General features: G+C 59.8%; 13 protein-coding genes. 7 read left to right on the top strand and 6 right to left on the bottom strand.

What is annotated here, in order from left to right; all coding sequences use genetic code 11:
- Positions 1–186 precede the first annotated feature (186 nt).
- The 5 genes from OC610_RS04800 to hisM all read left to right on the top strand — a co-directional run bounded on the left by OC610_RS04800 (position 187) and on the right by hisM (position 4,301).
- A complete protein-coding gene (locus OC610_RS04800) occupies positions 187–1,200 on the top strand; it encodes an SIS domain-containing protein (protein ID WP_264426767.1) in 1,014 nt (337 codons plus the stop codon).
- Positions 1,201–1,202: 2 nt separating this feature from the next.
- Entirely contained in the window at positions 1,203–2,057 is an 855-nt protein-coding gene (locus OC610_RS04795) for a PfkB family carbohydrate kinase (protein WP_264426766.1), read from the top strand.
- A gap of 61 nt (positions 2,058–2,118) precedes the next feature.
- Positions 2,119–2,889: an ABC transporter substrate-binding protein gene (locus OC610_RS04790; protein ID WP_264426765.1), complete on the top strand. Its 771-nt coding sequence runs from the start codon at positions 2,119–2,121 to the stop codon at positions 2,887–2,889.
- Between the two features lie 24 nt (positions 2,890–2,913).
- Positions 2,914–3,600 carry an ABC transporter permease gene (locus OC610_RS04785; RefSeq protein WP_264426764.1) on the top strand — a complete coding sequence of 229 codons (687 nt, stop codon included), beginning with the start codon at positions 2,914–2,916 and terminating at the stop codon, positions 3,598–3,600.
- Positions 3,600–4,301 (top strand): histidine ABC transporter permease HisM, encoded by a 702-nt coding sequence (gene hisM / locus OC610_RS04780; protein ID WP_030141758.1) that lies wholly within the window; start codon positions 3,600–3,602, stop codon positions 4,299–4,301. The genes OC610_RS04785 and hisM overlap by 1 nt, the downstream gene beginning before the upstream one ends.
- 36 nt (positions 4,302–4,337) lie before the next feature.
- On the opposite strand, the gene OC610_RS04775 is transcribed toward hisM, so the two are convergent.
- Positions 4,338–4,928, bottom strand: a complete 591-nt coding sequence (locus tag OC610_RS04775; RefSeq protein ID WP_264426763.1) for a TetR/AcrR family transcriptional regulator — start codon at positions 4,926–4,928, stop codon at positions 4,338–4,340.
- A gap of 120 nt (positions 4,929–5,048) precedes the next feature.
- Here OC610_RS04775 and OC610_RS04770 point away from each other — a divergent pair, with 120 nt between their 5' ends.
- Positions 5,049–5,807, top strand: coding sequence for an SDR family oxidoreductase (locus OC610_RS04770; RefSeq protein ID WP_264426762.1), 759 nt, complete (start codon positions 5,049–5,051; stop codon positions 5,805–5,807).
- A 99-nt stretch (positions 5,808–5,906) separates the two neighbouring features.
- Here OC610_RS04770 and OC610_RS04765 read toward each other — a convergent pair whose 3' ends face one another.
- The 5 genes from OC610_RS04765 to peaA form a co-directional block, all read right to left on the bottom strand.
- A complete protein-coding gene (locus tag OC610_RS04765) occupies positions 5,907–7,589 on the bottom strand; it encodes an AMP-binding protein (RefSeq protein WP_264426761.1) in 1,683 nt (560 codons plus the stop codon).
- Between the two features lie 87 nt (positions 7,590–7,676).
- Complete coding sequence (gene peaD, locus OC610_RS04760) at positions 7,677–8,795, bottom strand: quinohemoprotein amine dehydrogenase subunit beta (RefSeq protein ID WP_264426760.1); 1,119 nt, start codon at positions 8,793–8,795, stop codon at positions 7,677–7,679.
- 24 nt (positions 8,796–8,819) lie between these two features.
- Positions 8,820–9,143 carry a quinohemoprotein amine dehydrogenase subunit gamma gene (gene qhpC, locus OC610_RS04755; protein ID WP_007933151.1) on the bottom strand — a complete coding sequence of 108 codons (324 nt, stop codon included), beginning with the start codon at positions 9,141–9,143 and terminating at the stop codon, positions 8,820–8,822.
- A gap of 1 nt (position 9,144) precedes the next feature.
- On the bottom strand, positions 9,145–10,575 hold the full coding sequence (gene peaB, locus OC610_RS04750; RefSeq protein WP_264426758.1) for a quinohemoprotein amine dehydrogenase maturation protein: 1,431 nt from the start codon (positions 10,573–10,575) through the stop codon (positions 9,145–9,147).
- Positions 10,576–10,656: 81 nt separating this feature from the next.
- Entirely contained in the window at positions 10,657–12,237 is a 1,581-nt protein-coding gene (peaA, locus tag OC610_RS04745) for a quinohemoprotein amine dehydrogenase subunit alpha (protein ID WP_264426757.1), read from the bottom strand.
- A 472-nt stretch (positions 12,238–12,709) separates the two neighbouring features.
- Here peaA and OC610_RS04740 point away from each other — a divergent pair.
- Positions 12,710–14,181 (top strand): aldehyde dehydrogenase family protein (locus OC610_RS04740; RefSeq protein ID WP_264426755.1); only part of this gene is annotated, 1,472 nt, incomplete at its 3' end.

Genomic DNA, 14,181 nt, shown 5'->3' with positions numbered 1-14,181 from the left:
CAAACCCGCCATCTTGATAAGCAGACCCAATAAACGGCCCATTGCCTACCTTGAAAACTGCGGTGACGGTGCATTAGACCACGGAGGAAAAATCTTGTAATGGTATTTTTGGTGGTATAGCTTTTGGTCTACATGGTGATCATGATCCGCAACATGAACACCGCAACAAAGCCCCCAGGAGCTCACATGGCGATCCAGTTCAACCGGGAAGCATTCACCACTTCCTTGCAGCAATCCGTGCAAATCGTCGACGACGCGCAGCAGTTCGGCCAGGAACTGGCCACGCGATTCGACCGCATCTACTTCGTCAGTTGCGGGGCGCCCAACCGCATCATGCTCGGCTTGCAATACTGGCTGGAGCGCTACAGCCACACACTGGAGGTACGCCGTTATTTCCCGGCCGACTTCATGGACATCGATCCGCCGCGCCTGGATGAACGCACCCTGGTGGTCCTCGCCTCCAAGTCCGGGACGACCCAGGAAACCATCGCCGCCGCACGTTTTCTGCGAGACAAACCTTGCCTCACTGTCGGCGTGACGCAAACCGCCGAGCTGCCGTTGGCCCAGGCCGTTCAACATTGCTTTTTGCTGGGACGTACCGATGAGGCGTACTTCGGTTGCTTCATGATCCTCCAGGCACTGGTCGGCGGGATCCTGGCCAAGCGTGAAGGCTGGCCGCTGCTGGACAAGCTCACTCGTTCGCTCAAGGCACTGCCCCAGGCCCTCGCCGACGCTGCGATCAACAACGACCGGCGCGCCACCGAAGAGGCGCGCCTGTACAAGGATGATCGCGTGATGTACTTCCTCGCGTCGGGCCCGATGTTCACCACCGCCTATGTATTCGGGGTCTGCGTGGTGATGGAAAGCCAGTGGTTGCATTGCCTGCCGGTGGAGGCTGCCGAGTTTTTCCACGGCCCGTTCGAAGCCATCGACGCCACCACCCCGCTGCTCCTGCTGGTGGGCGAAGACCCCAGCCGGGCGCAGATGGAACGTGTGGTGCGCTTCTGTCAGCGATACACCGAACGCGTCATGGTCTATGACGCCAAGGATTTCCCAATGGAAGGCATCGACCCGGAAATCCGCGCCATTGTCGCGCCCTACATCGTCGGCATCGCCGTGGAACGCATTGCCGCTCATCTCGCGGTCTGGCACCAGCAGCCGCTGACGACGCGCCGCTACATGTGGAAAACGGAGTACTGAGCATGGCCAGCCTGATCGCGGTCGGCGACAACACTGTGGATGTTTATCTGGACCGGAACATCGAGTACCCCGGTGGCAACGCACTCAACGTGTCGGTGTTTGCTGCCCGGCTGGGGGCTCGCAGCGCCTATCTGGGCTGCGTTGGTAATGACCGGCACGGCCAGTACCTGCTCGATTGCCTGCAACAGGAAGCCGTCGATGCATCTCATTGCAGAACGCTGGCAGGAGCCAACGGCTGGGCTTGTGTCGACAGCATCGACGGCGAACGGGTGTTTCTCGGCAGCGATCCGGGTGTCTGCCGCCAACTGCGACTCAATGGTGACGACTTGGACTATCTCGCGCAATTCCAGCTGGCCCATAGCAGCCTCTATAGCGGTCTTGAGAACCAACTGGTGCAGATTCGCCAGGCCAGTGGCTGCCTGTCATTCGACTTCTCGGACAACTGGGTCGAGTTCGATTGGCAAGCCTTGATCCGACACGTCGATATCGCCTTTTTCTCGGCGGCCGACCTGTCGCCCAGCGAAGCCCGTGAATTGGCGGATTCGATGCGGGCGCTGGGCCCGGCAACGGTGGTCATCACCCGCGGCGCCCAGGGCGCGCTCGCAGTCGACGCACAAGGCGCGCATGAGCAGGCCGCGCGGCCCTGCGCGTTCGTCGACAGCATGGGTGCCGGCGACGGTTTTATCGCCGCGTTCCTGCTGGCATGGCAAGCGCGGCACAACCTTGCCGAGTGTCTCGCACGGGGTGTCGACTATGCCGGCCAGGTGTGCGGCTGGGCGGGGGGCTTTGGCCATGGACAGGCCGTGGACAACCAACGCGCTCGACAACTCAAACACGCCTTGAACATTCAGGGCTGATGTGTGCTGCCCGGGTCTCTTCCCGGGGCAGTTCTACCAACCTGTCGTGGATACCCTGTCGATGAAAAAATGTCTGATCGGTTTGATGCTCGTGGCCAGCCCGCTGATGACCTGGGGCGCCAGCGAAGAGCTGCGTTTCGGGGTCGATCCCACCTACCCACCGTTCGAGTCCAAGCGACCAGACGGCTCCCTGACAGGTTTCGATATCGAGCTGGGCGAAAGCCTGTGCAGCGAGTTGCAACGTCGTTGCGTCTGGGTCGAAAACGCCTTTGACGGCATGATCTCGGCCCTTAAAGGCAGGAAGTTCGACGGCATACTTTCTGCGCTCTCGATCACTGAAGCGCGCAAAGCCGAAATCGCCTTCTCCGACACCCTGTATGACACCCCGGCACGCCTGGTAGCCCCGCAAGGCAGCCCACTGCAACCAACGGCCGAATCCTTGCGCGGCAAGCGCATCGGCGTGCAGCAAGGCAGCGTATTCGAAGCCTATGCAAAACGGATGTGGGGCCTCAAAGGCGTGGAAGTGGTGCCGTATCAAAGCAGTGACTTGACCTATTCGGACTTGATCAACGGTCGCCTGGACGCGGCGTTCGACGATGCCATCGCCGTTTCCGAAGGCCTGCTGAAGAAGCCTATCGGCAAGGGCTTCGACTATGCCGGCGAGGTGGTCAAGTCACCGGAGATCTTCGGTCCGGGCACTGGCATCGGATTGCGTAAAAGCGATACCGCCCTCGCTGGGGAAATCAATCAGGCGCTCGAACGGATCCACCGCAACGGCACCTATGAGCGCATCGCCAGGAAATACTTCGACTTCGACATCTCGCCGAAATAATCCATCCGTGCGGAGCCCGAAAGCATGTTTCTCGAAGGGTATGGTTATCTGATTTTCCAGGGCGCGTGGCTGACCGTCCAGGTCGCCACCTGGGCCGCCTGCGTCGCCATCGTGCTTGGCCTGCTCGGCGCCTTGGCGAAACTCTCGCCGGTGGCGCCGCTGCGGCTGGTCGCGACGGTCTACACCACGCTGGTGCGCAGCGTGCCGGACCTAGTCCTGATGCTGTTGATCTATTACAGCGCACAAATCGGAATCAACCAGATAGCCCAGGCGTTCGGCCGGGAATCGTTGCAGTTGAATCCCTATGGCACCGCGATCGGTACGTTGGGATTCATCTACGGTGCCTACTGCGCCGAAACCTTTCGCGGCGCCTTCAGGGCCATTCCGTTTGGCCAACTGGAAGCGGCTCGGGCCTATGGCATGAGCCATTGGCAAGTGCTGCGGCGGATCCGCCTGCCGCAAATGATGCGGTTCGCCTTGCCCGGCATCGGCAACATCTGGCAGGTGCTGTTGAAAAGTGCCGGCCTGATCTCGCTGCTGGGCCTCAATGACATGGTCCAGGTCGCCAAGCAAGCGGGCAACGCAACCTCACGGCAGATGTTTTTCTATCTGGTGATCGCGGCGATCTTCCTCGCCTTTGCGATCCTCTCCAGCCTGGCCCTCAAACACCTTGAACGACGCTACAGCATCGAACCGCAGCGGAGCGTGTGATGATCGAGATCCTGAAAGAGTTCGGGCCCAACTTCCTGTGGTCCGACGGTTACCGCTGGAGTGGCTTGTCCGTCACCTTATGGCTGTTGGTAACGTCGGCCATTATCGGCCTGGCCGCGGCAATACCCCTGGCGCTGGTTCGCACTTATGGCAATCGCTGGCTGGCGTTGCCTGTCCAGCTCTACACCTTGGTATTTCGTGGCACGCCGCTATTCGTGCAACTGCTGATCATCTACAGCGGCCTGGCCAGCCTGAGCCTGATCAGGGAGTCGCCGAGCCTGTGGTGGTTCTTTCGCGACGGCATGCATTGCGTGATCCTGGCGCTGGCCTTGAACACCTGCGCCTACACCGTCGAGATTCTGGCCGGTGTGCTGCGCACCACCCCACGCGGTGAAATCGAGGCAGCGCTGGCCCTGGGCATGACCCGCCGCCAATTGTTCGTCCTGGTACTGATCCCGAGCATGCTGCGCCGGGCACTGCCGGCCTACAGCAACGAAGTGATCTTCGTCCTGCACGCCACGGCCATTGCCTTTACCGCCACCGTTCCCGACATTCTTAAAATCGCTGCCGATGTGAACGCCGCCACCTTCAAGACCTTCCAGGCCTATGGCATTGCCGCCCTGCTCTACATGCTGTTGGCGTGCGCGCTGGTGGGTGTATTTCGATTGGCCGAGCGCCGGTTGTTGGCTTATCAGCGTTGAACAGTCTGGGGGGCTGGCTTGCGTCCCGGGCATCACCTACGTAGCATTCTCAGGCGCCCCCGCGTTCTTCTTCAAACTTTCAGGGCTGCCCGCGCACAGGCCATCCATCACCAGGTCCATCAGTCTGTCGAGACGAGTACGCCATTGGCTCTGGGAATCGATTTGCCATATGCCGGCCGTGGCCAGGAAAAAATCGTCGTGGGTGACGCCGCTGCGAATGGTCCCGGCCTCCTCATTAGCCCTCAGCAGTAGCTCGGCTGCCGCCTGGACTGGCGCGTATCCAGATTTCCCAGGAAATTCGTAGGCAGAAGCGGCCTGTCGTATCGCAGTCGCAAGCCCGGCCTTGGTCATTGCATATTCAGCGAGGCAGCTCATCCATTCTCGGAGCGCCTCTTTCGGTGGTTTTGTCGCGAGCAGTTGTTCGGCCAACGCGGCCACCTGCTGCATTTCAAATTGATACACCTCGAACACCAGGCTTTCCCGGGTAGCGAAGTGACGATAGAACGTGCCCTGTCCTACCCCGGCTTTCTTCGCGATCGTACTCAGCGGCACCGCCGGATCGATCGTCAGTTCCACCACCGCGACCTCCAGGATTCGCTCCCGGTTTTTCTTGGCGTCGGCACGCATTGCCGACTCGTCATTCCTAGGCAAGATTTTTCCTTCGCGCATTGCAAAGCGGACAATTGTCCGGTAGATTTTTTACATAAGCGGACACGTGTCCACTTATGACCTTCACTGGAGTCTACTATGAACGGCACTGGCAATACGATTCTCGTTACTGGCGGCACCTCCGGCATAGGCCTTGGCCTGGCGCTCAGGCTTCACAAGGCGGGCAACAAAGTCATCATCGCGGGACGTCGCCAGGCACTGCTCGACCAGATCGTGGCGGAACATCCGGGTATCGATTCCGTCTTGCTGGACGTGTCCGACCCACAATCCATCCAGCGCAACAGCGAAGCACTCGCGGCCAGCCACCCGGACCTGAACGTCCTGATAAACAACGCTGGCATCATGCATTGGGAGGATCTCACCGATTCCGAATACCTGGGCACAGCCGAAGATACCGTGACGACCAACCTGCTCGGCACGATTCGCATGGCGTATGCGTTCATTCCCCAACTGATCAAGCAACCCAGTGCAACGATCGTGAATGTCAGTTCGGCCTTGGCGTTCGTGCCGCTGCCGGCAACACCGACCTACAGCGCAACCAAAGCGGCGGTCCACTCTTTTACCCAGAGCCTTCGTGTCCAGCTGGAAGCTTCGCCAATCGAAGTCATCGAGCTTGCGCCACCGGGCGTGCGCACCACCTTGCTCGGGCAGGAAAATGACGAACATGCCATGCCCCTGGACGAGTTCCTGGATGAACTCTTCGAGCTGCTTGAGACCTCTCCGACCCCGCGAGAACTGATCGTCGAGCGCGCCAAGCCCTTGCGATTTGCTGAAGCAAGCGGTTCACATGAAGAAGTATTGAACATGCTGGCGGGGTACAAACCTCCGGCAGAATGATGTTCGCCGTGAGCGTAGCCCTGCGGATATACCTAACGCTCAGCATGCCATCGACGCCCAGGCAGCATCACTGCCTGGACGAATTGCCAATGGTTACAACTACTCGGTGCTCGGCGCTCCCAGTTCCTCTACGCTGATTTCACGCATGCGAAACTTCTGCACCTTGCCACTGACGGTCATCGGAAAATCGTCAACGAACTTGAAATGGCGTGGCGTCTTGAAATGAGCGATCCGGCCTTTGCAGTATTCGCGCAACTCGTCGGCGCTGGCCTGATGTCCCTCATGCAATCTGACCCAAGCCACGATCTCTTCCCCGTAGATTTTGTCCGGCACACCAATCACCTGCACGTCGGCCACCGAAGAATGGGTAAAGAAGAATTCCTCGATTTCGCGTGGATAGACGTTTTCACCGCCGCGAATGATCATGTCCTTATTGCGACCGATGATCTTCAGATAACCGTCGTCGTCCATGATTGCCAAGTCGCCGGTGTGCATCCAGCGCGCATTGTCGATGGCTTCCGCAGTCGCTTGCGGGTTGTTCCAGTAGCCCAGCATCACGCTGTATCCCCGGGTACACAGCTCACCGACCTGACCGCGTGGCACGATCCGGTTTTGCTCATCGACGACCTTGCTTTCCAGATGCGGCTGGGTACGACCGACACGGGTGACCCGATGCTCGATATCATCGTCCGGCCCGGTCTGGGTGGAGACCGGGCTGGTTTCGGTCATGCCATAGGCGATTTGCATCTCCTTGAGGTGCAGTTCCTCGATTACCCGCTTCATGACTTCGATCGGGCAGGTGGAGCCGGCCATGATGCCCGTTCGCAGGTGACTCAAGTCCAACGACTGGCGTTCCGGGTGGTCGAGCATTGCAATGAACATCGTCGGTACGCCATACATGCCGGTCGCTTTCTCCTGTGCGGCGGCCCGCAGGGCCTCCAGAGGGTCGAAGGCTGCACTGGGATAGATCATGGTCGTTCCGTGGGTGAGACAACCCAGGTTGCCCATGACCATGCCGAAGCAGTGATACAACGGCACCGGTATCACTAACCTGTCGTGCTCGCTGAGCTTCAGGCTTTCCCCCACCATGAAACCGTTATTCAGGATGTTGTAGTGGCTGAGGGTGGCACCTTTGGGAAATCCGGTGGTACCCGAGGTGTACTGGATGTTGACCGGGTCGTCGAACTGCAATTGCTCGCCGCATTCGCGCAGTTGCTGCGGAGCCACCCGTTCAGCCAGGTCCAATAACCCCTCCCAGGACAACATGCCGTCAACCGGCGTGTCGCCAAGGCTGATCACGCCACACAGTTCCGGCAAGCGAGCGCTTTCAAGCGCGCCCACGCCGCAGTCGTGGAGTTCGGGCAGCAGATCCTGAAGCATCGCGTGGTAGTTGGAAGTCTTGAACGAATCGGCACAAATCAGCCAGCGGCATCCCGATTGCTTGAGCGTGTATTCAAGCTCGCTCAACCGGTAGGCCGGGTTGATGTTCACCAATACCGCCCCGACCTTGGCGGCCGCGAACTGGGTGATGCACCATTGCGCGCAGTTCGGCGACCAGATGCCCAACCGCTCGCCGGTCTTGAGCCCCAGCGCAAGCAGCCCCCGAGCACAACCCTCCACTTCTTCGGCCAACTGCGCCCAGGTGTAACGTAGACCTTGATGCCGTACCACCAGCGCTTCGCGATCGTTGAACCGCTCGACCGCTCGGTCAAAGGCTGCGCCAATGGTCATCGCCAGCAAGGGCGTGGTCTGTGGCCCGCAGGTGTAGCTTGGTAAATTCATATGGAATCCTTCTGTACGATCCGCTGCGGCGAGGATTGCACCACCACGGTGCCCTGACTGAATGGCTGCTGCCCTTCCCCGCGTTCCTTAACGCATGAATATCTGCGCCGTGGTAATTGCCATGTCGCCGCCGGGCAATTTGATGCTGCCGATCTGCTTCAAACTGTCGGCATCGAACACCGCTACGTCGTTGAAGGTGCCCGCCAGGTAGATCTTGCTGCCGGCCTTGTTGAACGAAATGCAGTAGTAGGAATGATCCAGGGTCGCGGCCTGGAGCAGCTTTTTCTGCTTGATGTCGTACTTGGCCAGGCGGTTGAGCACGCCGAACATCAGGTTCGGGTCCTTGGGTGAGCGCATGCCGCTGAAGTAGATTTCCGTCAGCGGGCCGAAGTCGGTGGTTTCGGTCTTGCCGGTTTTAAGGTCGATGCTGAACAGTCCATACAGGTATTCGGCGGTGGCCGGGTCCTGTTTTTTGTCGGTGAATTTCGCAGCGGTGTAGAGCAGCGAAAAATCATGACGGTAGGTTTGCTGGTTCCAGACATAGAGCACGTCCGGCGCGCTGTAGTTTTCACGCTTCCAATGGCGACTGGGGATCAGCACGTCGAACTTGCCGGTGTTCACGTCGACCTTGTAGACGTCCGCCCCGGCCACGTACAGCGTGCCATCGTCCCCGCTTTGCATGATGGTCAGTTGGCGCGGTGCCGGAAAACTGCGAACCGGTCTGGCGTCCATACCGGCATTGGTGGCGTAGACATCGAGCCGAGGTGGCTGCACCTCGTAACGATCGTTGAGCATCAACGTCGGGTTGGCGATGGCGAAGAGTTCCTTGCCGTCATGGCTGAGGGTAAAGGCGAACATCGACCTCGCTTTCTCGCCAGGTTTCTGGGTGATGCTGGCGTGGAAGACCTGCTTGCAACTGTCCAGCTCCACGCCGTAGACATCCGCGTAATGGTTGTTCAGTACGTAGGCGGTCTTGCGATCCGGGGACAGTTGCACGGTACCAGGACCGAAGGCGTCCGGCATCTTGCAGGTCTTGAACAGGCTGTCGGTGGCCAGGTCGATCACGTGCAGGTTGTTCGGATAATTGGTGGTCACCATGTATTCGTGACCGCTTTGGAGCGCGGCGTTTTCATCGGCCAGAACATTGAGCGACATAGCACTCAGGACACCGAACGCGGCCAGGCCGCAGGCTTTGATGCATTGCATGCTGGAATCCTTCTTCATGACCGATCACTTGTCCTTTGGAAAGACAGTGCCAAGGTTGCGCCAGTTTTCGTTGGACGCCTGGGCGTCCTTGTTCCAGTCCGGGTAGGTGCTCATCATGTCCGGCACCTGGGCCGGCCACCAGCACGGATCGGAGCAGCCATACAGGTCCGCTTCCATCGGCTGGCACAGCGACGACACACCGCCAAACGCATCGATTTCCCAACCCGGGTCGGTGGTCGAGGCGCAGCCGGCGACGGAACTCATCGCCACCACTTCCTCGATACGGTTTTCGGCCGCGGCCTGATCGAGCTTCTGGGCTTTGTTGTTGATTGCCTTGAGATGTTTCATATCAGTGAGCCTTGCGCGGAGTGATATAGCTGCTGATAAACGCAGGGTTGTGAGCCATGATCCGGGTGTAGACCTCGATGCCGAAGTCGACCCAGTCACGCATCAGTTCGCAGTAGTGATAGGTCGGATGAGTCGGGTCGCCGTATCGGGCGTAGCTCTCGTGGTAGCAGCCGCCGGAGCAGAGATTGCGGATCTGGCAGTCTTCGCAGCCGGTGTTGGTGCGGTCGAGGCGCTGGGACAGGAAGTCGTTCAGCTCCACCTGTTTCACGCCGCTGTGGACGTTGCCGAATGTCGGCAGGCTCGAACCGGTAAAGCGGTGGCACAGGTTGAGCTCGCCCTTGTGATCCACCGCCAGCATCTTCAGGCCCGCACCGCACGGCAGGGCTTTCTTGTGGCCTTCATGAATGTCAGTGATCAATTGATGCAGGTTGGAGAAACCGATATTGCGATGTTCGAGCGCCGCTTCCAGATAACGCCGACCGAGCTTTTTCATGTTGGCGAAGACTTCGATCAGCTCGTCGCTGGACAAATTGAAGCTGCTGATATCACCAGACGTCACCGGAGCAAAACCGACTTCGGCAAACCCCAGTTCGTTGAACAGGTGATCCCAGATAGTCTCGATATCGGTAACGCCCGTGGTCAGGGTTACCCGCGCCCCGACCGGACGGCTGTTGTAACGCGACAACAGCATCTCGGCCTTGCGCCGCACCACGTCATAGGTGCCCTGGCCGCCCACGGTGATGCGGTTGCGGTCGTGCACGGTTTTCGGTCCGTCGATACTGACCGACAGTCCGAAGCGGTGGGCGTTGAGGTAGTCCACCGTGTCTTCGGTGAGCAGCGTGGCGTTGGTGGTCATGACAAATTCGACGAACTTGCCCGCCTCTGCAAAACGCTTTTCACAGTAATCGACCATGTACTCGATCAGCTTGCGATTGCTCAGCGGCTCGCCTCCGAAGAACACCACGGTGAATCGCTCTTCGTCGGGGGATTCGCGCAGCAGCATTTCCACCGAGGCGACCGCCGTTTCGACGTCCATCTTCTTGCCCGCCGACGGCTTGTCGAGGTCTTCCTTGTAGCAATACGTGCAACTGAGGTTGCAGCCAGTATTGACATTGAGCACTACGGTATTGATCGCCGTGCGTTCGACCCGTTTGGTGCCGATGTCCGGGGTCAGGGGCGAGCCATCGCTCACCAATTCCAAGGCGATCAGCTCGCGCAGGGTTTCGGTGATTTCTTCGCCGTCGAAGCGTTCGGCCAAGCGCTGGATCAGATCGTCAGACGAACAGCCGGGACCGCGCAAATTATCGATGATCGTACCGGTCAGCTCATCGCTGGCAAACAGTGAACTGCTGGGAATGTGGAACAGCATACGGTCGGCGTCGACATGCACTTCGTGCAGGTTGCGTTCGACCAGATTCAAAATAGCGCCCATTGCAAACCTCCTGTGCAAGCCCCGATTTACGAGACCTGCGGTCATTCCGAAAAATGTCTGGAACCGCTAAAAACAGCCAACTTATGGAATGGGTGGATTGTTCCAGCGTTGCACGGTGACGATCAGGTGGCCTTCGCCGGTCAGGGATTTCCCTGCGTCGTCGACGGCCGCGATCACCTTGAGGTTGCCGGCATTGTTGGTGGACATCTTGCGCTGCGGGTTCGGCCCGGCATCGCCTGGGGTAAACACGCCAGTATCGGCCTGCATGGTGCCGGCAAACTTGACGTCTTCGTCCTCTTTGGCGCGGTCATCGAAAGCCTCGACCTTCCACTGCGCCGGGAACACGCCGATGCGATAGGGCTTGCCGTCAGCCCCTTTGCCCCACGCCTCAGCATCGAAACGGCCCTGGACTTTCGGCGTCGAACCACCGCCCTCGCCGATCCGCGCCACCGAGAACTCGGGCACGACTTTGACTTCAGCGATCTTGCTGTAGACCGACAGCGTCGGGCCTTTCAGCGTGCCGACCGTAACGTTGCGCAGCCCCGGTTGCGCATTGGCAGCCGCCTTGAGTTTGACCCGTAGGCGCTCGGGAGTTTGCTCCAGCACTTGGAGCACTTCCACGCCTTTGCCGAAGTCTGGTTTACCAGTGAGACCGCTGCCGATCAGGGTAACTTCGGTTTCGCTGCCCGCCTTCAGATAACCCGGCTGCACCGCCAGCAAACGGTTGGAACCCTGTTTGGCAGCGACGAAGTCCAGACCCCGCTCGTCGTGCTCGGCCTCGAACATCCGGCCCTGCATGGCGTTGCCTTGGGCGGCGAACACCTGGCGCATGGCCAAGCCATCAACGGTCACGTTGCCACGCCATTCGTAACCGCTGTAGAGAATCGCACTGCCATCGCCGTTGAACGGGGCGCCGTCGGCGTACCGACCTTTGACGCTGACCTTGAACGTGTCGCTGCCATCGGCCGTCACGCTCATGACGCCGGCCAGTTCGCCTTTACCCGGCAAATGCCCACTGAAGTTCCAATCGCCGACCAGTGCCTCGGCTTGCGGAGCACTGGCGAGCCATTTCTTCCAGGCCGGGTTGTCCAACGGATAACGCTTGGCCAGCAGCGGCACCATTTCTTTGCGGGCCAGATCGAACCAATCGCGGTCACGGGACAGGGCCTGGTATTCGAGGGACGGCCACTGGCCGAGGTGGAAGTTCACCAGGCGCTCCCATTCCTGGGCAGGTCGACGCTGCAGGGCAACCCGCGCACCGGAGTGACAACGGCCGCACATCTGGCTGGTCTGGTCGTCGAATGTCTCGACGGTATTGAGCCGTCGCTCCAGCGCATAACGCACGCCGTCTGTTTCGCTCGGCGCCAGGCCCTGGGTGTCGGCCAGGTATTTGACCAGGGCCCGGCGGTCGTCATCGTTGATCTGCAAACCGTGCATGGTCTGCATCCGCGCGATGCTCATCAGCCAGCCCTCTGGGGTTTTGCGTTGGTGGCTGATACGGCTCAAGGCGTTATCGGCTTCGGGGGTGTGACAGCCCTGACAGGTTTCCTTGAGGATGGTCTGGGCGTCACGAGCTGCCAGGCTAAAAGGCGAATGCAGCGCCACACTGGCCGCCACGGCCAGCAGACTGACGCTCAGGCCTGATCGGAGTTTTCTCTTCATCAACGTCGAACCTCGCACGGTGCTTTCTTATTTTTGTGGCTTATCGTTTTTATGGTTTCTGCCGTCGGCGACGAGCCGCTAACGGAGGCAAGAGAAACGTCTGCGATGAGCAATACACGGAGCGTGCCAGCTTACGAAATACGTTTTGAATCAAAGAATTAGAAGATAAAGCTGACTTTCAGGTGCGTCATAAGGAGACTGCCTGCGTCTAATATCGCGACAGCTGTTGCAGTCTGAGACAAGCATAGATGTCCGCGGCGAGAACACTGCATATCCCGCGACGACGCTTCGCACAGACGGACGCTGCGCGCCGTCTCATGGGGTGTCGCGATTTGCGACAAAAACCGGACCGCCAACTGTCTCCTTTCGTCGTTAAAAGCTCGCTAATAAAGGACCCCGCTGCCTTTTCGGTACTTGGCACAGCCATTGCCCTGTTGGAAAAACCCGTTCCCACAAAACAAGAGGTCTCGACATGCCCTTGCCTTACCTGCTTCCCGCCACTTCGGCCTTCGTCCAACGCACACCGCGCATGCTCATCGGCGGCGACTGGGTCGAGGCCGCGGATGGCCAGACCATGCCCTTGCACAATCCGGCCACCGGCGAAGTGTTGTGCGTGGTGCCAAGGGCCACGCCCGACGACGTTGACCGCGCGGTGCTCGCCGCCCGCCAAGCCTTCGACGACTCCGCCTGGACCCACACCCGCCCTCGGGAGCGGCAGAACCTGTTATGGAAACTCGCCGACCTGATGCAGCGCGACGCCGAGCTGCTGGCGCAACTGGAATGCCTGAACAATGGTAAAAGTGCGGCAGTGGCGCAAGTGATGGACGTGCAACTGTCCATCGACTTCCTGCGCTACATGGCCGGTTGGGCCACCAAGATCGAAGGCTCCAGCGTCGACGTGTCGCTGCCGTTGATGCCCAACGATCAATTCCATAGTTTCATTCGCCGCGAAGCGGTGGGCGTGGTCGGGGCCATCGTCGCCTGGAATTTCCCTCTGCTGCTGGCCTGCTGGAAACTCGGCCCTGCCCTGGCCACCGGTTGCACCGTGGTGCTCAAACCCGCCGACGAAACGCCGCTGACCGCGCTGAAGCTCGCCGAACTGGTGCTGGAAGCCGGTTACCCCGAAGGCGTGTTCAACGTGGTCACCGGCACCGGCATCACAGCGGGCTCCGCCCTGACTCATAACCCGTTGGTGGACAAGCTGACCTTCACCGGCTCCACCGCCGTGGGCAAGCAGATCGGCAAGATCGCCATGGAATCCATGACCCGGGTGACCCTGGAGCTGGGCGGCAAATCACCGACCATCGTCATGGCTGATGCCGACCTGAAGACCGCTGCCGCGGGTGCCGCCAGTGCGATCTTCTTCAACCAGGGCCAGGTCTGCTGCGCCGGCTCCCGGCTGTATGTGCAGCGCAAGCATTTCGACAATGTGGTGGCGGACATCGCCGACATCGCCAACGCGATGAAGCTCGGCAATGGCCTGGACCCTAGTGTCGAAATGGGCCCGTTGATCTCCGCCCGTCAACAGGAACGGGTTTACGGCTACATCGAAAAAGGCCGGGAAAGTGGCGCGACCATCGCCTGCGGCGGTGAGCAATTCGGCCCTGGGTTCTTCATCAAGCCCACGGTGATTGTCGACGTCGACCAGCGGCATGCCTTGGTACAAGAGGAAATCTTCGGCCCGGTGCTCGTGGCGATTCCGTTCGATGATGAGGCCGACGCGTTGCGCATGGCCAATGACAGCCCTTACGGCCTTGGGGCGAGCATCTGGTCGAACGATTTGGCGGCGGTGCACCGGATGATTCCTCGGATCAAGTCGGGTTCGGTGTGGGTCAACTGCCACAGCGCCTTGGACCCGGCTTTGCCGTTCGGCGGTTACAAGATGTCGGGGGTCGGGCGGGAGATGGGGTATGCGGCGATCGAGCATTACACCGAATTGAAATC

The sequence above is a fragment of the Pseudomonas agronomica genome (assembly GCF_025917275.1).
GTDB classification, from domain to species: Bacteria; Pseudomonadota; Gammaproteobacteria; order Pseudomonadales; family Pseudomonadaceae; genus Aquipseudomonas; species Aquipseudomonas agronomica.
The sequence above is the reverse complement of the archived record's forward strand: the minus strand, read 5'-3'. Positions and strand labels throughout refer to the sequence as shown.